The 21,710-nt window shown below is 33.7% G+C and carries 17 protein-coding genes; 6 read left to right on the forward strand and 11 right to left on the reverse strand.

Translation table 11 applies throughout. The features are described 5' to 3' along the window. Positions 1-81: 81 nt before the first annotated feature. Positions 82-2,907 carry an FAD-binding and (Fe-S)-binding domain-containing protein gene (locus RT228_RS13135; protein ID WP_313138697.1) on the reverse strand — a complete coding sequence of 942 codons (2,826 nt, stop codon included), beginning with the start codon at positions 2,905-2,907 and terminating at the stop codon, positions 82-84. A 455-nt stretch (positions 2,908-3,362) separates the two neighbouring features. On the opposite strand from RT228_RS13135, the gene RT228_RS13140 reads away from it, so the two are divergent. From RT228_RS13140 to guaB, 4 genes are all read left to right on the forward strand, one after another. Next, complete coding sequence (locus RT228_RS13140) at positions 3,363-4,382, forward strand: quinone-dependent dihydroorotate dehydrogenase (protein WP_006258469.1); 1,020 nt, start codon at positions 3,363-3,365, stop codon at positions 4,380-4,382. 8 nt (positions 4,383-4,390) lie between these two features. After that, positions 4,391-5,017 carry a LysE family translocator gene (locus RT228_RS13145; RefSeq protein WP_006258468.1) on the forward strand — a complete coding sequence of 209 codons (627 nt, stop codon included), beginning with the start codon at positions 4,391-4,393 and terminating at the stop codon, positions 5,015-5,017. A 172-nt stretch (positions 5,018-5,189) separates the two neighbouring features. Next, positions 5,190-6,056: a hydroxymethylglutaryl-CoA lyase gene (locus RT228_RS13150; RefSeq protein ID WP_039851797.1), complete on the forward strand. Its 867-nt coding sequence runs from the start codon at positions 5,190-5,192 to the stop codon at positions 6,054-6,056. A gap of 56 nt (positions 6,057-6,112) precedes the next feature. Further along, positions 6,113-7,585: an IMP dehydrogenase gene (gene guaB, locus RT228_RS13155; RefSeq protein ID WP_006258466.1), complete on the forward strand. Its 1,473-nt coding sequence runs from the start codon at positions 6,113-6,115 to the stop codon at positions 7,583-7,585. A 115-nt stretch (positions 7,586-7,700) separates the two neighbouring features. Here the strand turns inward: guaB and nhaC are convergent, their stop codons facing one another. The 6 genes from nhaC to RT228_RS13185 form a co-directional block, all read right to left on the reverse strand. Beyond that, the gene (nhaC, locus tag RT228_RS13160; RefSeq protein ID WP_006258465.1) at positions 7,701-9,200 is read right to left on the reverse strand and encodes a Na+/H+ antiporter NhaC; all 1,500 of its coding nucleotides are present in this window, start codon (positions 9,198-9,200) and stop codon (positions 7,701-7,703) included. 178 nt (positions 9,201-9,378) lie between these two features. Next, a complete protein-coding gene (locus tag RT228_RS13165) occupies positions 9,379-9,822 on the reverse strand; it encodes a hypothetical protein (protein ID WP_006258464.1) in 444 nt (147 codons plus the stop codon). Between the two features lie 120 nt (positions 9,823-9,942). Further along, entirely contained in the window at positions 9,943-10,725 is a 783-nt protein-coding gene (locus RT228_RS13170) for a hypothetical protein (protein ID WP_016361636.1), read from the reverse strand. Between the two features lie 27 nt (positions 10,726-10,752). Next, a complete protein-coding gene (locus RT228_RS13175; RefSeq protein ID WP_006258462.1) occupies positions 10,753-11,574 on the reverse strand; it encodes a 5'-nucleotidase, lipoprotein e(P4) family in 822 nt (273 codons plus the stop codon). A gap of 176 nt (positions 11,575-11,750) precedes the next feature. Further along, positions 11,751-12,686, reverse strand: coding sequence for a cysteine synthase A (gene cysK, locus RT228_RS13180; protein WP_006258461.1), 936 nt, complete (start codon positions 12,684-12,686; stop codon positions 11,751-11,753). Between the two features lie 23 nt (positions 12,687-12,709). After that, positions 12,710-13,537, reverse strand: a complete 828-nt coding sequence (locus RT228_RS13185) for a serine O-acetyltransferase (RefSeq protein WP_006258460.1) — start codon at positions 13,535-13,537, stop codon at positions 12,710-12,712. Positions 13,538-14,104: 567 nt separating this feature from the next. On the opposite strand from RT228_RS13185, the gene RT228_RS13190 reads away from it, so the two are divergent. Beyond that, a complete protein-coding gene (locus RT228_RS13190) occupies positions 14,105-15,664 on the forward strand; it encodes an IS1182 family transposase (RefSeq protein ID WP_006261699.1) in 1,560 nt (519 codons plus the stop codon). 144 nt (positions 15,665-15,808) lie between these two features. Here the strand turns inward: RT228_RS13190 and RT228_RS13195 are convergent, their stop codons facing one another. Next, positions 15,809-17,623, reverse strand: a complete 1,815-nt coding sequence (locus tag RT228_RS13195; RefSeq protein ID WP_006258459.1) for a chloride channel protein — start codon at positions 17,621-17,623, stop codon at positions 15,809-15,811. A gap of 88 nt (positions 17,624-17,711) precedes the next feature. Next, positions 17,712-18,311: an ACP phosphodiesterase gene (locus RT228_RS13200; RefSeq protein ID WP_006258458.1), complete on the reverse strand. Its 600-nt coding sequence runs from the start codon at positions 18,309-18,311 to the stop codon at positions 17,712-17,714. Positions 18,312-18,409: 98 nt separating this feature from the next. Here RT228_RS13200 and glmM point away from each other — a divergent pair, with 98 nt between their 5' ends. Beyond that, positions 18,410-19,798 carry a phosphoglucosamine mutase gene (gene glmM / locus RT228_RS13205; RefSeq protein ID WP_006258457.1) on the forward strand — a complete coding sequence of 463 codons (1,389 nt, stop codon included), beginning with the start codon at positions 18,410-18,412 and terminating at the stop codon, positions 19,796-19,798. A gap of 183 nt (positions 19,799-19,981) precedes the next feature. Here the strand turns inward: glmM and RT228_RS13210 are convergent, their stop codons facing one another. Then, on the reverse strand, positions 19,982-20,668 hold the full coding sequence (locus RT228_RS13210) for a TIGR02117 family protein (protein WP_006258456.1): 687 nt from the start codon (positions 20,666-20,668) through the stop codon (positions 19,982-19,984). A gap of 119 nt (positions 20,669-20,787) precedes the next feature. Continuing rightward, complete coding sequence (locus RT228_RS13215; protein WP_006258455.1) at positions 20,788-21,687, reverse strand: lysophospholipid acyltransferase family protein; 900 nt, start codon at positions 21,685-21,687, stop codon at positions 20,788-20,790. Positions 21,688-21,710: the final 23 nt, after the last annotated feature.

Consider the following 21,710-nt stretch of genomic DNA (forward strand, 5'->3'; position numbering starts at 1 on the left):
TTGGTTTAAAAACAAATCTAAATATAATATGGCATAGACTTGTTGTCTATGCCATATTATATCATTTTTAATAAGTAGGTTCTATTTAGTTACTTCATCTATCAAGTAGAAGATTGACTTAAAGTTTACACCTCCATATTCTGTTAGCCCTATTTCACACGTACGACTAGTAGAGAATGCATCCTTCGCATCAGTAGGTATTTGTTCTTTTAAGTGTCTATTACCATGTTTGTTTAATTCAGGGAACGTAAACCCTCTATCTCCTGCGAAGCCACAGCAGTTGCTATCAATATAGTTTACTTTCTCAGCACACAGCTTAGTCAATTCAAGTAACTTGCCTTCTAATCCTACTTTCTTAACAGAGCATACAGGGAATACACTGATTTCTTTTCTTGGACTCTTAACAGGTAATATATGCATCACATAATCTAACATAAATTCGATAGGATCGTGCATTTTTAGCTTACCATCTTTATGAGCATCATAGAAGGTATAAAAACAAGGACTCATGTCGAATAATACAGGATATCTACCATCCTCAGTAGCTTTTAATAAAGCAAGTTCTAATTCGGATGATTTAATATGACCTTCTTCTTTCATTCCTTTACTGCTAAATGGCATTCCACAGCACATATTATTTACGTTTTCTGGATAGATAATGGTATATCCAGCACGTTTAAGTAGTTCTACGGTTTTAGCAGTTAAGTCCATATCAGATTTAGGATAGTCATTAGATTTACCCATTGTTCTATTAATGCATGAAGGGAAGTAAACTACTTTTCTATCTTGTCCAGGATTAACGATAGCTTCTGTTATTTTGTGCTTATTGCCTTTAGGCATAGCTACGTTCCATTGCGGTATTTTATTACCAGACATCTTACGCATACCACTTGACACACTAGTCATAATCTTATTCCCTAAGATATTTTGGAATACCCCGACGGTGTTTAATGCTTTGCGTCCCATAGCTGTTACGCGCTCCATATTTTCTACGAAGTATTCAGCATTTTTTCTGTCTTTCTCAGTAATAGCGCTATGACGAATGTTTTTAATGTATTTACCCGTATCTATTTTTACAGGGCATGCTAAGGCGCATAGACCATCTGTTGCACACGTTTCGTCTGCATAGTAGTGAGCACTATCAACTAAGTTCTCTAACTCTTCTGTATCTTTTCCTATGGCTTGTAGTCTTGCTATTTCTCTACCTACTACGATACGCTGTCTTGGTGATAGTGTGAGCCCTTCTGAGACACAGTGTGATTCACAGAATCCACATTCGATACATTTATCTACTATTTCGTTGGTAGCAGGAGAAGCCTTGAAGTTCTCTAAGTGAACATGAGGATTAGCATTGATAATCACACCAGGGTTAACTAAGTTATGTGGGTCGAAGATAGTTTTGACTTTTAGCATAATGTCATACGCTTGTTTACCCCATTCTTTCTCTACGAAAGGAGCCATATTTCGCCCTGTTCCATGTTCTGCTTTTAATGAACCATCAAATCTATCTACTACTATTTCTACCAACCCATCCATTAATCGAGCATATCTGTCTATTTCTTCTTGAGTAGAGAAATCTTGTGAGAATACTAGGTGTAAGTTTCCTTCTAAGGCATGCCCGAATAGTACTGCATCATGGTATTGTAATTCTGCAAACAAATCTTTCATGGCAATACACGCATCGGCTAATTTCTCTACAGGAAAGGCAACATCTTCAATGATACAAGTAGTACCTGTCTTTCTCAATGCTCCTGTCGTAGGTAACAGACCATTTCTAGCCTTCCAATTGAATGCGTATTGTTGAGGTTCTGAAGTAAACTCAAAAGGTTTATAAGTAGGAGTAGAAGCAATTGCCTCTCTAATCTGTTGTTGTTTAGTTGACATTTCAGTTTCATTCTCTGCTTGTGCTTCGACAAGTAAGATACAAGCCGTTTCTGGTAATGTCTTGAAATATTCTGGGGCAAGAGCTTCATCTTCGATAGATTTAATACTATTTCTATCTAGTAACTCTACTGCCGCTACAGGGCTTTTCTTTAAAAAAGGCACTGCTTGACAGGCTTTTTCTATCGTTTCAAAAATCATTAATGTACATGCTTTGTGTTTGTAATTAATGACTGTATTATACGTAATATCAGAGATAAAGGCTAATGTACCCTCAGACCCTATCATAATATGCTTAATGATTTCATAAGGATCGTGATAATCTATAAACGCGTTAAGGCTATATCCTGTGGTATTTTTGATTTTAAACTTGCGCTCTATTCGGTCGTATAATGTGCGATCTGTGTGAATAGCATCCCTTAAACGCTCTATTTCTTTGATGATTTCAGGATGTTTCTCAGCGAATTCTTTTTTGCTTTCTTCGCTTGCTGTATCTAATACAGTTCCGTCATAAAGAACAATCTTAATATCTGCAATTGTATTATAAGAGTTCTGCGAAGTACCACAGCACATTCCACTAGCGTTATTAGCAGCGATACCGCCTATCATTGCGGCATTGATAGAACCAGGATCAGGACCGATTTTACGTCCATAAGGAGCCAGGATAATATTAGCTCTTCCTCCAATAATACCGGGCTGAAACTTCGCTTGAAGCCCATTGTTTAAGATTTCGTATTTTTTCCATTGATGAGTAGCCACCATCAAGACAGAATCTGTTACTGCCTGTCCAGATAGACTTGTTCCTGCCGCTCGGTACGTCACCGCTACATTATGCCTTGTAGCAGTCTGTAGAGTAGCTACAGCTTCTTGGTGATTGTGTACTTGAACAACTATTTTAGGAACTAATTTATAAAAACTAGCATCAGTACCATACGCTAATAGTTGAATCGGATTAGTGATAATTCTATCAGAATCTAAGTGATTAGCTAGTTCTTCTTTGAACTTTTGGTATTGTAATGGTAACATATTTCTATCTTTTTTAATATGCTACAATTTACAAAACATATAAAAAAGATAAGAGTGGAACGCTTTGTTTATACTGGATTTAAATAAGATGCGGTAGTTGGAGGTATGGTGATGAATAATGTTTAAATTATAATGTTTCGAGATTGCTAGGGGTTTTCTTGAGGTATTCTTGCACCTTTCTTCGAGAAAAATGCCTTCTGAGCTAGAAAATCCCAAGGAATCTCCAAGAAAACCTCAAGAAAGTGCAAGGAAAATAAGGCTTGGTTGGTAGAGAAAGATTAGTAGAGATTACTTAGAAGGACTTTTTTGTAAACTGTTTTGACCTAATTGGTTAGTGTTAGAAATAACTATTGGAAGGCCATCATAAAAAACAAAAAAAGACCACTATGAAATCCAAGGTTTAAATACTACCTTTGCACAAAATTTAGACACACAACAACACAAAGTCATTTAGTATGTATAAAAGCATTATTAAGCCTATATTTTTTAGGTTTGACCCAGAGAAAGTGCATCATTTTACCTTCGGTGCTCTTAAATTCGTGAATAGTATTCCTGGTGTATCCGCACTTATTCGCGCCAATTGTCAAGTAAATGACCCTAGATTAGAGAGAGAAGTATTTGGATTAAAGTTTAAGAATCCAGTAGGTCTTGCAGCAGGACTTGATAAAGATGCTAAGTTATACAGTGAATTAGAAAACTTTGGTTTTGGTTTTATAGAAATCGGGACTCTTACTCCAAAAGGACAACCTGGAAATCCTAAAAAGAGATTATTCCGTCTAAAAGAAGACAATGGTCTTATCAATAGAATGGGATTTAACAATGGAGGGATAGAAGAGGCTATTGAGCGTCTAAAGAAGAATAAAGGAACGCTGATAGGAGGGAATATTGGGAAGAACAAAGTGACTCCTAATGAACAAGCAAATGAAGATTATGAAATCTGTTTTGAAGCGTTGTTTCCTTATGTAGATTATTTCGTGGTAAATGTGAGTTCACCTAATACACCTAATTTACGTGCATTACAGGATAAAGAACCACTGAAAGCGTTACTTCACGGATTACAAGTTAAAAATAATCAGAAAGAGGCTCCTAAGCCTATTTTACTGAAGATAGCACCAGATTTAACAGATGATCAGTTATTAGATATTATAGAGATCGTTACAGAAACAAAGATAGCTGGAGTGATCGCTACGAATACTACTATCGATCGCAGTAATCTGAAGTCTATTCATCAGCAGGAGACAGGGGGACTAAGCGGAAAACCTCTGACAAAGAGAAGTACAGAGGTTATTCGATTCTTATCTGAGAAGAGTAATAAAGCATTCCCTATTATCGGTGTGGGAGGTATACATTCTGCAGAAGATGCGATAGAAAAACTAGAGGCAGGAGCAAGCTTGATTCAGCTTTATACTGGCTTTATATATGAAGGACCAGGCTTGATTAAAAAGATTAATAAAGCCATATTATCTAAATATTAGAATTAATTATGTCAACAGAAGTATTATATACTTTTTTTATAACTTGTTTTTTATTGATTATTACTCCAGGACCAGATATTCTATATGTGGTTTCGCAGAGCATTACCAGAGGGCGTAAGTATGGATATGCGGTAGTGGTAGGACAGGTAGGAGGTTTATTATTCCATTTATCATTATTTGCTTTTGGGATTTCTGCCTTAATTACGCAATCTGAATTACTGTTTAAAGGTGTTAAGTTATTCGGAGCCTTATATCTATTCTGGTTGTCTTATAAAGTATTTCAGGAAGAGAATGTAATCGTCATTGATGAATCTACTTCAGGACAGAATGATAAGACTTTTATGGGATTTGTCAGAAAAGGGTTGCTGATGAATGTATTAAACCCAAAGGTGATGATGTTCTTTTTGGCTTTATTCCCAGGGTTTATTACAGAAAGTGCAGGTAGTGTACAGAAACAGGTTTTTGTACTAGGTACCGTGTTTATTACAGAGGCAGTAGTCATTTTCTTTATCATCTGTACTATAGCAGCTAAGCTGACAGATTATATGAGAGATAATAAATATGTCAATATATTTTTAAAGTGGCTTCAAATCATCGTTTTTAGTGGATTAGCAGTTTTTCTACTAGTAAGCTAAGAAGAAAATAATAGTAAAAAAGGTTCTAAGGATAATATCTTTAGAACCTTTTTTTATTTTTAGGAACTCTATGTGTCAGATAATCAATAGAATGTTGTTTGAGTATGTTAAGTAAATAAAATAAAGAAAATCACATTGTAAAATTGTGGCTTTTCATTTATATTTGAATTATATGAAACCAGCAGTAAAAATTATAGAATGTCCTCGTGATGCTATGCAAGGCATTAAGATGTTTATCCCAACAGAAAAAAAGGTACAGTATATACAGTCTCTTTTAAGAGTGGGGTTTGATACCATAGATTTTGGTAGTTTTGTTTCTCCTAAGGCTATTCCTCAGATGCAGGATACGGCTGAGTTATTAGCTCAGTTAGACTTGAGTAAGACAGAGAGCAAGCTATTAGCTATTATCGCAAACACGAGAGGTGCAGAACAAGCTGCTGAGCATAAAGAAATTCAGTACTTAGGATTCCCTTTTTCTATATCAGAGAACTTCCAGATGCGTAATACACATAAGACTATTGCAGAATCTATCGTTACCTTAGATGAGATATTGAATATCGCTACTAAGGCGGATAAAGAGGTTGTGGCTTATCTATCTATGGGCTTCGGAAATCCTTATGGAGATCCGTGGGATGTAGATATCGTAGGGGATTGGACTGAAAAGTTGTCAAAGATGGGGGTGAAGATTCTTTCATTATCGGATACGGTAGGAAGTTCTACACCAGAAGTGATAGATTATTTATTTAGCAATTTGATTCCAGCTTATCCTAATATTGAGTTTGGAGCACATCTACACACTACTCCTGACAGTTGGTTTGAGAAGATTGATGCGGCGTATAAGGCAGGATGTCTGCGCTATGATGGTGCAATAAAAGGTTATGGGGGATGTCCAATGGCAAAAGATGATTTGACTGGAAATATGCCAACAGAGAAGATGTTGAGCTACTTTACAGCAAATAAGGTAGATACGAACTTGAGTGCTATGTCATTTGAAAGCTCTTATAATGAAGCTTTAAAAATATTTAATTTTTTCCATTAAAGTTTTTTATTACATAGAAAAATAGTAAATTTGCGTGCAATTCAACGACATTGCACATGAAAGCACACACAACTAAAATCATCGGTCAAGGACTTACTTACGATGATGTATTACTAGTTCCAAACTATTCAGAAATACTTCCAAGAGAAGTTAGTTTAAAATCAAAATTTTCTAGAAACATTACTTTGAACGTTCCTGTAGTATCTGCTGCGATGGATACTGTAACGGAAAGTGAAATGGCTATTGCTATGGCTCGTGAGGGGGGAATCGGAGTGATTCACAAGAACATGACTGCTGAAGAGCAAGCAAAAGAAGTAAGAAAGGTAAAAAGAGCTGAGTCTGGTATGATTATAGACCCAGTAACTCTTCCTCTTACAGCTACTGTAGGTGATGCGAAAAAGGCAATGGCTGAATTCGGAATCGGAGGTATTCCAATTGTTGATGACAATGGGCTTCTTAAAGGAATCATTACGAATAGAGATATGCGCTTCGAAAAACAAAACGATCGTGCTATCACAGAGGTAATGACTAAAGATAATCTAGTAACTGCTGCTGAGGGTACTACTTTAGATCAAGCAGAAGAAATTCTTCAAGAGAAAAAAATCGAAAAATTACCAGTAGTTAATGCTGATAATAAATTAGTAGGATTAATCACTTTTAGAGATATCACTAAACTTACTTTAAAACCAAATGCTAATAAGGACAAGTTCGGTAGACTACGTGTTGCAGCTGCTTTAGGAGTAACTGCTGATGCTGTAGATAGAGCTAAATTATTAGTACAAGCTGGTGTAGATGCGTTAATTATAGATACTGCACATGGTCACTCTCAAGGAGTGGTAGGGGTGTTAAAAGCGGTAAAAACTGCTTTCCCTGAAATCGATGTAGTAGTAGGTAATATCGCTACTCCAGAGGCTGCTTTATTCTTAGTAGAGAATGGTGCTGACGCTGTTAAAGTAGGTATCGGACCTGGATCTATTTGTACTACACGTGTAGTAGCAGGTGTTGGGTTCCCACAGTTCTCAGCTATCATGGAAGTAGCAGCTGCTCTAAAAGGAACAGGTGTACCAGTGATCGGTGATGGAGGTCTTCGTTATACAGGAGATATTCCTAAAGCATTAGGAGCAGGAGCAGACTGTGTAATGTTAGGATCAATGCTAGCAGGTACTAAGGAATCTCCAGGTGAAACTATTATCTTCGAAGGAAGAAAGTTCAAAGCTTACCGCGGAATGGGATCTGTAGCAGCTATGAAGCAAGGTTCTAAAGATCGTTACTTCCAAGATGTAGAAGATGATGTAAAAAAATTGGTACCAGAAGGAATCGAAGGTAGAGTACCTTATAAAGGAGAACTTAGCGAGAGTATGTTACAGTTCATAGGAGGTCTTAGAGCAGGTATGGGATACTGTGGTGCTAAAGATATTCCTACATTACAAGAAGTGGCTAGATTTGTTCAGTTAACTGCTTCTGGTATTGGAGAGAGTCACCCTCACAATATTACGATTACTAAATCTGCACCTAACTATTCTAGATAGTGTTAGATGGTATGTTACGGATTACAAATTCGCAACAACCTTAGAGATATAATTAAAATAATAGGGCTATTTCGTACGAAATAGCCCTATTATTTTTTATAAGATAAGTGAGTAATTATGCTTTTATAGTATCTACTAAACGTCTTATTTTAATATTTAATACAACATAAGTAAGAGATACAAATGGTGAAATAATATTAAAGAATGCGTAAGGAGCATATGTCATTGTATCAATTCCTAGTACTCCTGAGTGATAAGCCCCACAAGTATTCCAAGGAATTAGTACTGATGTCACAGTCCCTGAATCTTCTAGTGTTCTACTTAAGTTCTCAGGCGCAAGTCCTTTATCCTTATAGGCTTTAGAAAACATTTTACCAGGTATTACTAATGATAAATATTGTTCAGAAGCAGTTAAGTTTACAACAACGCAACTTGCCATTGTGCTTGCGAATAATCCAAAAACTGACTTTGCTATGCTCAATAGGGTTTGTGTTATTTTCTTTAAAGCTCCAATAGCTTCCATTGCTCCACCGAAGAACATTGCACAGATAATTAACCATACTGTGTTTAGCATGCTTTTCATTCCTCCTGCTTCGAATAAGCTATTTAAACTTTCCATAGGAGATAGAATAGCAATATCTGTAGTGATGGCATTCATAATTCCTTTATAGGCTGTAACTGGTGTCAATGAAGTTCCTTCTCCTACAAAGGCTACTATATCTGGCTGAAAAAATAGAGCGAATACAGCTCCTAATAAGGTTCCTAAAAGTAAAGCAAGTATTGGTTTCATCTTTTTTAATATTGCTCCAATTACAATCACAGGAACTAAGAATAACCAAGGTGTAATGTTGAATGTTTGATCAATTGCCTGTAATGAAGCGGACATATCTATTGTATCAGGTACATCAAGATTAAAACTGATGATGATAAATATGATTAAGGTTAGTACATAGGTAGGGATAGTAGTGAACATCATATATCTTATATGAGTAAACAAATCTGTACCAGCCATAGCAGAGGCTAGATTAGTAGTGTCTGATAGTGGAGATAACTTATCTCCAAAGTATGCTCCTGATATTACAGCACCTCCAATAAGCGCTAGATCAATACCCATCGCATTACCTATACCTACTAGAGCAATACCTACTGTAGCAGATGTGGTCCAAGAACTACCTGTTGCCAAGGCGATAATGGAACAGATAATTACTGTCGCTGGTAAGAATATATGAGGTTCTAAAATCTGTAAACCATAGTAAATCATTGTCGGAATAATACCACTCAATAACCAAGTTCCTGATAAGGCTCCTACTAATAACAGTATATAGATAGCTCTAGTGGTCTCTCTAACGTTCTTAGTGATTTTTTTAATAATATCTTCGTAATCGACTTTATTGTATAGACCTATTCCGATTGCAATAAGCCCACCTATTAATAGAACGAATTGGTTAGAACCCGCTAAAGCAGCACTACCATAAACGAATACATTAGTACCTAATAGTGCAATAAGGACTATCATAGGGATTAGAGATTGTAATAAGGTTATTTTTTTTGATTTGACTTTAGTTTCAATATTCATGATTGTTTTATGTTGTTTGTAAAGAGCTTGAAGATACATAAAAATCAATAGAATTTAATATCTGTACAATATTATTTAGAATAAAACTACATATTGCCGTTTTATTGCTAATCCTTTAAAGTACGGCTTTTGTGTGAGAAGTGTTTATAATGAATATGTTGTAATAAAAAAGCCTCATAAAATTAATTATGAGGCTTTGTCTTATAGGCTGATAATTTTATTTTATAGGTTCTTCATCTCTTGGAGGACCTATTTTTGTATAATTTATTTGAACAAGTTCTAATTGACCATTTATACTTACCCTAGTTACTAAAGAGAGCTCGTTTTGTTCTACTTTGACAATTTGTCTTTTGTCATTAACACTTTCAAAAACAATAAAATCATCAGAAACGTTACCTAACTTAACTTTAGGTTTTATTTCATTACTATAATATTGAACTAATTTGACTGATTCAAGTTGATCTGTGAAAACCTCTAGTTCTTCATTTTTATTAAATGTACCGATTTCAGTGTATTTAACTGTACTACCATCTTTTAATCTGATAGTGTTAGATTCCCATTTTCCAAAATAAGTTTTTACTGTGATTCCACTGTCATTACTACAGCTAGTGAATAGAATTGTAGTTAAAAGGAAACAACTGATAGATAATAGTTTTTTCATTAGTTTATGATGGTTTGTTATTTGTGTGGAAATATATAAAAAAAATGAATTGAATGTTGTAATAAAATATAAAGCCCCATAAAATTAATTATGAGGCTTAGTGTATTAACTAATATTAGTTTATTTATTTGAAGTGTAAGTGACAGTTACAGGTAATGTTGAACCTCTCATTGTATAGTCATAAGTAAGAGATAATTGACCTTTAACAATACCATTAATCTTACGTGGAGTATAATTCTCTTTTTCGAAAGTAATGATATTACCTTTAATTGTTCCTTTAGTAATAACAGGTTCTTTTTTGTTTTTGAAGTATTCAGTAAGAACAGCAGTATTTTCTGTTAATACTAAATTATCAGGTTGATTTACTGCATTATCACCAGGCATATCGGTATAGTTATGAATCATTTCTGTTGTTCCATAAGTATAAGACAATTCGTGAGAAATCCAAGTACCAATGTATTGAGTAGGGTTAGAATTACCATAAGTAACAGTTACAGGTAATGTTGCACCTCTCATTGTGTAATTATAGGTAAGTGATAATTGCCCATTAACAATACCATTGATTTGACGAGGAGCATATCCTTCTTTATCAAAAGTAATTATATTGTTTTTAACCGTACCTGTTGTAACTACAGGTTCAGAAACATTTTTAAAATATTCTGTAAGTGTAACTTTATTATTAATAATGACTAGTTTATCTGTTTGATATACGGCATTTTCACCAGGCATTTCAGTATAGTTATGAGTCATTTCTGTTGTCCCATAAGTATAAGATAATTTATCTGCATACCATGTTCCTTCAGCATTTATCTCAGATCTAATAGGAGCATTGTCATCGTTAGAACATGCTGTGAAAGATAGAGTAGCACTTACGAAAAGTACTAAAGCCATTAATTTTTTCATTGATATTAAGTTGTTAGTTTTTTGTTATTATTTAAAACCTTTTACGCTTTTGTCGTAGATTTTATCTTTGTCCTCTTTAGAAAGGTCTTTTCTGTATTGGAATAATGCCGCTTCCCAATCTCCATAACCTGTATTTGGTAAAACAATAAATTTCTTACCAAATTGCTCTCTATTGTTTTTTACATTTTCGATTCTCTCTTCTTGAGTCTTTTTATCCCAAAGCGTAGAGAAGTCAGATAAGTTATCTCCTAAAAGCATTACGATTTCGTGAGTTTCGCTTAATTTTTGGCGTCTTGCCTCTTTACTAGACTCAGCAGTTCTAACGATAACGTGTGTATCATCTGCATAAGGATAGTTATACTTTACTAAGTTTTTCATAGTACCAGGTTTGTCATTCTGGTTTCTATTTGTGATATAGAATACTTCTACACCTTTAGACTTAGCATAGTTAAAGAACTCTAAACTTCCTAATAGAGGAAGAGCTTCTCCTTTAGAAGTCCATTCTGTCCAAGTTGCTTGGTCATAAGATTTACCTTCTCTAGCCATTTGTACAGCATAAGGAGAGTTGTCTAAGAAAGTTTCGTCGATGTCAGTAACAATAGCAAGAGGCTTATTGTGTTGTTCTGTAAGAATGCGATCTAGTTGCAATGTAGCAATATTGAAAGCCTGAGCAGCTAATGCTTGATATTCAGCAGCATTTTGTTGAAATACAGCTGAGTATAACTTTCCATTTACTTCAATGTTGTTTAAGGCGTTTTCTGATGTTGTAGTTGTTCCTTGTGGTACTGACTTACATGCAGTTAAAGCTGTAAAAGCTAAAGCTGCTATTAGAAAAGATCTTTTAAGCATGTGTTTTATTATTTTCTGTTACAAGCACAAAAATACAATAATAATCTGGAAGAGAGCTACAGTTAGAGGAATACAGCTTAGTTAGCCTTCTTTAAAAATTGTTAAATAAACAGAAACGAAAAACAAAAAGGGAGTTTATGATTAAACTCCCTTGATATAGATCGTATGAATAATAATTACTTTATTTCTGCTGCTTTTTCATCAAATAATTCAGAAACAGACCAATATCTTTCTCCTGTATCATAGTTGAAGGTTAAAATAGTAGCTCCTTTTTCTATTTCTGGTAATTTTTTAGCAATAGCAGCTAAAGATGTACCTGTAGAAATACCAGCCAAAATACCTTCTTGACTAGCAATTTTATTAGTATAAGCATACGCTTCTTCTTTACCTATAGTGATAATACCATCAAAGATATCTGTATTCACTACTTTAGGTATAAATCCTGCACCAATACCTTGTAATGGGTGTGGACCTGGTTTTCCTCCACTTAAGACAGGAGAGTTTTCAGGTTCTACAGCAAACACTTTTAATTTAGGAAAAACTTTTTTTAACTCTTCTGCTACTCCAGTGATGTGTCCACCTGTTCCTACTCCAGTGATTAGATAGTCAATACCTTCAGGGAAGTCATTGATGATTTCTAGAGCAGTTGTTTTACGGTGTACTTCTGGGTTTGCTAAGTTGTTAAACTGTTGAGGTACCCATGCGTTCTCCATTTCTTCTGCTAGTTCAGTTGCTTTAGATACAGAACCAGATGTTCCTAATTCTTTTGGCGTTAGGACAAATTTAGCTCCATAAGCAGCCATAAGCTTTCTGCGTTCGATACTCATTGACTCAGGCATTACTAGGATTAATTTATAACCTTTAACAGCACATGTCATAGCTAGACCAACTCCAGTGTTTCCTGAAGTAGGCTCTATAATAGTAGTGTCTTTATTGATTAACCCTTTTGCTTCAGCATCTTCAATCATAGCTAAGGCAATACGGTCTTTTAAACTTCCTCCTGGATTTTGTTTCTCTAGTTTAATCCAAACATTAATATCATTTGGAAATAACTTGTTTATTTTAATATGAGGGGTATTTCCTATTGCCTCAAGTACACTATTTATTTTCATGATTCTTAGATTTTTTTGATTAATTAAATTATGAAATTAATTGGTTCAGGATAATTTTCTTGATCTTTAGAATAGCTTTTACTTTTACTATACATTATAGAGTTAGGCTTTACACTTTTGGTTAACCATACATTACCACCTATTACAGTATCATGACCTATAATAGTATCACCTCCTAATATAGTTGCACCAGAATAAATAATAACATTATCTTCAATATATGGGTGTCTTCTTGTATTTGCTTTGTCCTTAGATACAGAAATAGCTCCTAAAGTAACACCTTGATATATTTTTACGTTTTGACCAATAACACAAGTTTCTCCTATCACGATACCCGTTCCATGGTCTATGCAGAAATGAGATCCAATGATAGCAGCAGGATGAATATCAATACCTGTCTTACTATGTGCATGTTCTGTCCATATTCTTGGTAATAGCACTACTTTCTGTGTGTGTAGTTGATGTGCAAAACGATAAATAGCAATCGCATAAAATCCTGGGTAAGCTATGTATACTTCTTGTAAACAAGTAGCTGCAGGGTCATTTTCTAAAATAGCTTGCGCATCTGTTTTAAGTGTAAAGAAAATATGTGGTAAAGCTTCGAAAAAGTCATTAGCTATTTTTTGAGACTTATCTACATCATTATTAATTTTAAATACAATAGAAAGTAACTCTAACTTTAGTGTAGATAAACGGATATTGATAGCTTCTTCTGATAAGTATTTTTTATCTTCTAATTGAAATAGAAAATGAAATAACGTATCAGTGAATTTTTCAATTCTTTGTTTGTCTAAGAATGATTGTGAACTTTCATTTTGTGTCAGTATCTCTCTAACGAAATCATTTTGCATGAATAAACGTAATTTGAATTAAAGTATGTATACAATAAAGGAAATACCTTTTAATATACATAACTATAGTAATATTTGATAATAAATACATTATTATGTAAATGTAAGAATTGTACAACGAAGGTTGAAGAGTGTTTAACAAAACTTTCATTTTATTTATGAAATGTATTTAAAACGGCTTATTTAGAAGACGGATAGTGGCAAAGTATCTATTTGGGATAATAGTTGTTAAAAACAAAGGATCTCTCTTTTTACTATACAATATTATTTTATCTTTGTTAGAGAATTACAAAGGCGAAGTAATTCAATCAGTTATGTGTTTTGTTTCTGAAATAGATTTTTTATTTTAATTTCTTTTGAGCTGGCTACTTAAAAAGGGATTTGGTTTTGTTGTTTTGTTGTTCTATTTCAAAATTTGTGAAACAAAAAAAAATACATACTTAAAATAAAAAGGGGCTGTCTCATAAAGACAGCCTCTTTTTTATTCAATATTTGGTATATCTATACTTTTAAAATTTGTTTATTTCGTTGATTATCAGTATTTTTAAATCTTAAATCAATGTGTTTATGGCAAAACAATCCCCTAGATTTAAATACTACGCTCAGAATCAAATGAGCTTGATTCCTCATTCCTTAGATGATTTTATTCCTAAATTACATCCTGTACGTATTATTAATACAGTAATAGATAAGTTAGACTTAGAAAGCTTATATGATAGCTACTCTAAATGTGGTGGTATCAGTTATCATCCTAAGATGTTGCTAAAAGTTTTAATCTATGGTTACCTAAACAATGTATACAGTAGTCGCAAGCTTGAGCAGGCTTGCTTAGAGAATGTTCATTATATGTGGCTGAGTGGTATGTCTTACCCAGACCACAATACAATTAATCGTTTTCGCTCTTCAAAACTTAAGGGTTATATAGAGCAGATCTTTACTCAGATTGTTGAATTATTTATAGCCGAAGGTTTTATCAGTATTGAAGAGGCTTATATTGATGGAACTAAAATCGAAGCCAATGCTAATAAATTCACCTTTGTTTGGAAGAAAGCTATTTCAAATTATAAAGAAAAGATGGTTCAACAAATCCTAGAGATATGGGGGTATGCAGACTCTATTGCTAGACAAGAAAGTGAACTTCCACCTCCTCCAGATTTTAAGAAAATAGATACAGAAGCTATCTCTCAAGCCATTGATACATTAAATGCAGCGCTAAAAGACAATCCAGATGTTGATCAGAAAGTAAAGAATAAACTGAAGTATATTACTAAAGAGTATCCTACAAAAATTCAAGAGTACCAAGAGCATGAAGCTATATTAGAAGATCGTAATTCTTATTCTAAAACAGATAAGGATGCTACTTTTATGCGTATGAAGGAAGATCATATGAATAGTGGTTTTCTAAAAGCAGGCTACAATGTTCAAATATCAACCAACAATCAATATATCCTAGCCTATAGTATACATTCAAACCCAACTGATACAACTACATTAATACCTCACTTAGAAAAATTCAAAGAGAATTATGGAGTATATCCAAAGTCTGTTATAGCAGATGCAGGGTATGGTAGTCAAGAAAATTACACCTATTTAGAGGGGGAAGAAATTAAAGCTTTTGTGAAGTATAACACTTTTGATCAAGAGCAGGAACAAGTAGAAAAAAAACCAAGAAAGAATGCTAAGCAAAGTACAAAGCCTTTTACAACAGATAAATTGTTTTACCAACACAAAGGTGATTATTTTGTATGTCCTATGGGACAAAAAATGCACTATATTGGAGATACAACAAAAACTACAACTACAGGCTTTATCCAAACATTAAGGCAGTATCAAGCTAAAAATTGTCAAGGTTGTCCTTTAAATGGTGTGTGTCATAAAGCAAAAGGCAATCGGACTATAGAGATAAACTTTGAATTACAACGACACCGAAAACAAGCAAGTAAATTACTCACTACAAAAGAAGGTATTGACAAGCGTAAACAAAGGTGTCACGATGTAGAAACAGTTTTCGGAAATATTAAACAGAACCATGGGTTCCGCCGATTTATGCTTCGTGGTAAGGAAAAAGTCGCAATAGAATGGGGATTATTGGCAATTGCACAAAATATCAGAAAGAGAGCTGCCTAAAAAGACTCTTTTTACCCTTTTTTTTCCGAAATGTTTTTTTCAATCCTCTAAGGTTGCAATATTTCAAAAAAAATCCCCTAAAACAATATCTAAAATATCAGAACAAAGAGGGCTGTCTCTTTTTGCAATGAGACAGCCCCTTTTTTATTCTAATAACAGTGACTTTAGGTTGATACGATATGCTTTAAGTAATTCTGCTTTAATTAGATATCCTATATATTTTTTGTTTTCTTGTACTAGTACAAATTCTAAGTTGTTAGTTTCTAAAGTCTGCATAATGATTTTAGAAGAATCGTTTTTAGATACAATTATAGGTGTTTCTATTAGGTCTTTAATAGGTGTGAATTTGGTTTGAAACTCACTGAATATAATAGGTCTTACACTATCAAGGTTAACGATACCAATGATTTTTTGTTCACTATCTAGTATAGGAATAAAGGTCTGTTTAGTATTTGCAAAAATATCTACAACAGCTGCGGTAGTGTGTTGTGGTGTTAAAGTCTTAATATCATTTTTAATATAATCACTTGCTATTATAGTTGATAATATATTAGAATCTTTATCAGAAGTGAAGACCATCCCCGTTGTAGCTATAGATTTAATATCCATAGAGTATTTTTCCATGTGCTTAGAGATTGCAAAGCTAATAGATGATACGATTAATAGAGGAACCATTAATCCATATCCTCCTGTTATTTCTGCAATTAAGAAAATACCTGTCAGAGGAGCATGAAACAATCCACTGATTACAGCTGCCATTCCTACTACCGTGAAGTTTTGAACAGGAATCTCCTTTATACCTAATAACTGTAATAGTTTGGCTAGAGTAAAACCAAGATAAGAACCTACGAATAGAGAAGGAGCGAAGTTACCTCCATTTCCTCCACTTCCCATTGTTAATCCTACAGCATAAGTTTTTACTAATGCTGCCCCTCCAACAAAGAGTAATAATACCCATTGTTTATTAGAAAAATCAGCTAACAAAGTATTATTTAGAATAGACTGAGGCGCATCACTAGTTAGTATTTTAATGCTTTCATATCCCTCACCAAAAAGTGTAGGAAAGAGAAAAATTAAGACTGCTAACATAGAAGCCCCTATTAATGCTTTCTTATAAGCACCAAACTTCATACTTGATATATAGTGTTCTGTCTTTCGGAACATTCTAGCATGATATACACAAAAGAAACCAGATAAAATACCTAGTAAAATATAGTAAGCTGTGTTACCTGTATCAAATACCAACTGATTTTTAAAAGAAAGTAAAATGTCTTCTTTGATAATTAAGTTCGTTACAATAGTACCTGTAGCAGCAGAAATCATAATAGGTATAAAAGCAGATACAGAAACATCAACTAAGATAATTTCTATAGCAAAAAGAACACCAGCTATCGGCGCATTAAAAGCAGCTGATACTCCAGCAGCTACACCACAACCTAATAATAGTATTCGATCTTTGTAATTAAGCTTATAGTTCTGAGCATAATTAGAACCAAAAGCAGCCCCTGTAATAGCAATTGGAGATTCAAGACCTAACGAACCTCCCATACCTACAGTCAAAGAACTTGTGATAATCTGTGAGTACATCTGCTTACGTGGCATAATACCAGACTTCTTAGCAACAGCAATCATGATCTGATATGTACCTTTCTCAATAGATCCATTTAGAAATTTTCTAACAACGAATACGGTAAGTAAAATACCTATAATAGGTAGAATACTGTTCATATAAGGCAGATGAGAGATGTTGTCTATATAGGTAGCAAGTTTAAATACATTGTGAGCAAAGTACTTCAAAACTGTAACAGCGATAGCAGACGATGCCCCTACTAAGACACAAGAGAAATATAAAAATTGCCTATTGCTTAAGATAGACTTCAGGAAGAATAGTATTCCTTCAGCATACTTAAACACTTGACCAGCGTAGTACTTTATTTTCTTGGGATTTATAATTTTCATATTGCAAAAATAATGTAAAAGAAAACCCTTTTGGTAATAATTATCTAGTTTTGTTATTCGTGATAATAGAAAGATATAAGATAAGATATTATTTTAATAAGTAACGCTCTGTTTTTTTAAAATCAATTAAATGTTTTTGTAATTCTGTAAAGAAAGTAGAGAAATGCTCTTCGAATGTATCATAATGTTCTACTAGTTCTGTTGTAGCAAAAGACATCTTAGAGACTCCTTTCGTTCTACGATCCATTTGTGTCAGTATATATCTTAACCCTTCTATAGAACGATATTTTACAAGCCAATTTTCTTCAAGCATAATATGTAAGAAGTTTTGAACCTTAACAGGTAGGGCAGTAAAGTTCTCTTGTAATTCGGTATAGAAACGTTGAGCATATTCTTCTAATGGGATAGAACTGTATTGATTCCAATTTTTAGCTAGAAAGTGATCGTAGTACATATCTATTAGAACAGCGGCGTAATGGTTGTATTGGGGTACAATAAGTTTTTTACTTTTTCTCCAGATTTCATGAGCATCTGTATAAGTATCTATTTCTCGATGTAAGATTACACCTTGTTGAATTTTAGTAGGATAATTGATGTAGTCTTTTCCTCGAATACTATCCGCTACAAAGTTTCCTATTTTAAGTAAAGTGTCATCCCCAGAGAGGTATATATGGGCTAAGAAGTTCATAATCTCATTTTGACTATAAAAATACGGTATTTTACAAAATTGTTCAGGCTGTCCCACCTATAATTCTATATCTTTGTGTTAATAAAAAATATGTAATTATGACATTGATTAAATCTATATCTGGTATACGTGGTACTATAGGAGGAAAAGTAGGGGATAATCTTACTCCAATTGATGCAGTGAAATTTGCATCAGCTTATGGAACATTCCTTAAAAACAACTCAAATAAAGAAAGTTTAAAAGTAGTGATTGGTAGAGATGCTCGTATCTCAGGACCTATGATTCATAATTTGGTAGTAAATACTTTAGTTGGGTTAGGTATTCATGTAATAGACTTAGGTTTATCTACTACGCCTACTGTAGAGATAGCTGTTCCATTAGAGCAAGCAGATGGAGGTATTATCTTAACTGCTTCTCATAACCCAAAACAATGGAATGCTCTAAAATTATTGAACAGTAAAGGAGAGTTTCTAAGTGGTGCTGAAGGGCAAATCATTTTAGAAATTGCTGAGAAAGATGCATTTGATTTTGCAGATGTAGATAGTTTAGGGACTATAGAACATAAAGATAACTATATGGACATCCATATAGAGGAGATATTAAAACTAAAGTTAGTAGATGTTGAAGCTATTAAGAAACGTAAGTTTAAGGTAGTAGTAGATGCTGTTAACTCATCTGGAGGAATTATTATTCCTGCTTTATTGAGAAAATTAGGAGTAGAGGTAGTAGAGCTTTATTGTGATCCAACAGGACACTTCCCTCATAATCCAGAACCTCTAAAAGAGCACTTAGGTGATATCTGTGCCTTAGTGAAAAAAGAGAATGCAGACTTCGGTGTAGTAGTTGATCCAGATGTTGATCGTTTAGCTTTTATTTCTAATGATGGCGAAATGTTTGGAGAAGAGTACACTTTAGTAGCAGTAGCAGATTATGTATTAAGTAAAACACCTGGTAACACAGTGTCTAACTTATCATCATCACGTGCATTAAGAGATATTACTCAGAAACATGGAGGTACTTATAATGCATCAGCTGTAGGAGAAGTAAATGTAGTAGAAATGATGAAGGCTACTAATGCAATAATCGGAGGAGAAGGTAATGGAGGTATCATTTATCCAGAGACACATTATGGACGTGATTCTATCGTAGGTGTAGCTTTATTCTTAACACATTTGTCTAACTTAGATATGACTGTAGCAGAGTTAAGAGCTTCTTATCCTCAGTATTATATGAGTAAGAATAAGATAGAACTTACGCCTAAGTTAAATGTAGATATGATCTTAGAACAGATCGCTGAAAATTATAAAAATCAAGAAGTATCTACAGTTGATGGTGTGAAGATAGACTTCCCTTCGTCATGGGTACATCTAAGAAAGTCTAATACAGAGCCTATTATTCGTATATATACGGAAGCAGGAACACAAGAAGATGCAGACAGTTTAGCTTTGCGTATGATAGACGAGTTAAAAGTGATTGCTGGAATATAACTATAGAATTATAGCAAATAACAAAGGGAACCAAATCGGTTCCCTTTATTTGTATAATAAGTATTTATTGAATTCTGTATAGTAGTATACTTAGTACAGAATCACTTACCTAGCGCATGAATAAAGGTACTACACCTTTATAATAAAACTATACGGAAATCCTCATTCCGATATAAAAGATGTTTACAAATTATATTTTCTAAAGATACCTTCTTGGAAGGGAGTCCATAAGCAAGCTTTCATCTTAGCTTTTTTTAGACCAGAATTAGCCCAAGTATTGCATGTATATAAGAAGCTATACTTTCCTTCTCCTTCATAAAAAGAATCGTTTAATCCGTATGCTTTATCAGTTTTGATATTAATTATATTGTTATCTGTATCTCGTTTAAACGAAGATACGATGTAATCGATGAGTATCTGGTACTGTTGTTTGGATAATTTCACCTCTCTTGTATTTTCGTCTAGTTCTATATTAGATAAGTAAGTAGAGTGTATTGCAGTAGTTCCTAACCCAAAGACAGCATTGATAGCTATACCTGGTTTTACGTTATCCCAATCCTCTACGTCTAAAAAGAATCCTTTATCTCCCCAACCTAATGCGATATAAGCGAAGTTTCTACGTTGTCCTTTTGTATGTTCGAATTTTAGCTCTTTACTCCAATCAATTAAATCTGATTTAACAGGAAACACGAAGTCTGTATGCATACCATTAGTGGTAAGGTACATGGTGAATTCTTGAGGTTCTTCTTGTACTTCATTTACAGTAATATTAGAAAGCCCTCTTGCCGCTAAAAAGTAAATAATAACACATATCCCTAAAGTAGAGATTGAAATTAAGATTATCTTAATTAATAATTTGATGTATTTCATAAAAAATTAGAATACTTATAATGTGCTAATGTAATAATTTACAATGATATTAGCGATGTGGACTTACTTTTATTGTAAATAAAAAATCCTTTCTGATTAGAAAGGATTTAATGATATTACTATTTGATATTAGCAGGTTTTTTGCCTTGGTGTTTCCATCGCTTATGTGTCCAGAAGTAGTATGAAGGCGCTTCTATAATTTGCTTCTCTAATTCACCTAAGAATCGATGAGTCAATTCATAATTAGGAACATCCTCTAGTGCTTCTCCTTCTTTTAATAAAGGAACAAAAGTTGTCTTATAATGCCCGCGTTTAACATATTCTACTTTAAGATACATAGGTACCATATCGAATTTCTTACAGAGTGCTTCTCCTCCTGTAAATACGGGAACTTCTATCCCCATAAAGTCTTGCCAACAATTGGCTTTACTCACCATAGGAGATTGATCACTAATAAAAGCATAGACACCATGGTTTTTATTCACTTCATTTTGTCTGATTACCTTGATGGTTTCCTTCATTTCGACAAGTACGGTGTTAAAGCGAGAACGAATCTTCTTAATTAACTTATCGAAGTAAGGATTTGCAATTCTCTTATAGACAGCATAACCTTGGAATTGAATAAAGCGATCTAAGATGATGATCCACTCCCAGTTAGCATAATGTGCACAGAATAGCATGACACTCTTTCCTTGTTTCTCTACTTCTAAGACAGTATCTAAATTCGTAAAGGTAAATCTCTTTTTAAGTTCTTCTTCAGAGATAGTAAATGTTTTGATCATTTCTAAGAAGATATCACATAAATGTCTAAAGGATTCTTTCTCTACTTTTTGAACCTCCTTTTCAGAGAGGTGAGGCATAGTCATTCTAATATTCTCTCTCACTGTTTTCTTTCTGTATCCGACAACTTTATATAACAATACATAGAAGATATCCGAGATAAAGTAAAATATAGGGAAAGGCATCTTAGAGATTAGCCATATTATAGGGTAAACAATTATATATATAAGGAAATTCATTCTGTTTGATTTTGTGCAAAGAT

Origin of the sequence: Myroides sp. (genome assembly GCF_032073645.1) — a bacterium.
Taxonomy (GTDB): Bacteria; Bacteroidota; Bacteroidia; order Flavobacteriales; family Flavobacteriaceae; genus Flavobacterium; species Flavobacterium odoratimimum.

Excerpts from the sequence above, each read along its gene's own strand:
- RT228_RS13135 (WP_313138697.1), bottom strand. The coding sequence starts at position 2,907 with ATGTTACCATTACAATACCAAAAGTTCAAAGAAGAACTAGCTAATCAC.
- RT228_RS13140 (WP_006258469.1), top strand. The coding sequence starts at position 3,363 with ATGTATAAAAGCATTATTAAGCCTATATTTTTTAGGTTTGACCCAGAG.
- RT228_RS13145 (WP_006258468.1), top strand. The coding sequence starts at position 4,391 with ATGTCAACAGAAGTATTATATACTTTTTTTATAACTTGTTTTTTATTG.
- RT228_RS13150 (WP_039851797.1), top strand. The coding sequence starts at position 5,190 with ATGAAACCAGCAGTAAAAATTATAGAATGTCCTCGTGATGCTATGCAA.
- guaB (WP_006258466.1), top strand. The coding sequence starts at position 6,113 with ATGAAAGCACACACAACTAAAATCATCGGTCAAGGACTTACTTACGAT.
- nhaC (WP_006258465.1), bottom strand. The coding sequence starts at position 9,200 with ATGTATCTTCAAGCTCTTTACAAACAACATAAAACAATCATGAATATT.
- RT228_RS13165 (WP_006258464.1), bottom strand. The coding sequence starts at position 9,822 with ATGAAAAAACTATTATCTATCAGTTGTTTCCTTTTAACTACAATTCTA.
- RT228_RS13170 (WP_016361636.1), bottom strand. The coding sequence starts at position 10,725 with ATGAAAAAATTAATGGCTTTAGTACTTTTCGTAAGTGCTACTCTATCT.
- RT228_RS13175 (WP_006258462.1), bottom strand. The coding sequence starts at position 11,574 with ATGCTTAAAAGATCTTTTCTAATAGCAGCTTTAGCTTTTACAGCTTTA.
- cysK (WP_006258461.1), bottom strand. The coding sequence starts at position 12,686 with ATGAAAATAAATAGTGTACTTGAGGCAATAGGAAATACCCCTCATATT.
- RT228_RS13185 (WP_006258460.1), bottom strand. The coding sequence starts at position 13,537 with ATGCAAAATGATTTCGTTAGAGAGATACTGACACAAAATGAAAGTTCA.
- RT228_RS13190 (WP_006261699.1), top strand. The coding sequence starts at position 14,105 with ATGGCAAAACAATCCCCTAGATTTAAATACTACGCTCAGAATCAAATG.
- RT228_RS13195 (WP_006258459.1), bottom strand. The coding sequence starts at position 17,623 with ATGAAAATTATAAATCCCAAGAAAATAAAGTACTACGCTGGTCAAGTG.
- RT228_RS13200 (WP_006258458.1), bottom strand. The coding sequence starts at position 18,311 with ATGAACTTCTTAGCCCATATATACCTCTCTGGGGATGACACTTTACTT.
- glmM (WP_006258457.1), top strand. The coding sequence starts at position 18,410 with ATGACATTGATTAAATCTATATCTGGTATACGTGGTACTATAGGAGGA.
- RT228_RS13210 (WP_006258456.1), bottom strand. The coding sequence starts at position 20,668 with ATGAAATACATCAAATTATTAATTAAGATAATCTTAATTTCAATCTCT.
- RT228_RS13215 (WP_006258455.1), bottom strand. The coding sequence starts at position 21,687 with ATGAATTTCCTTATATATATAATTGTTTACCCTATAATATGGCTAATC.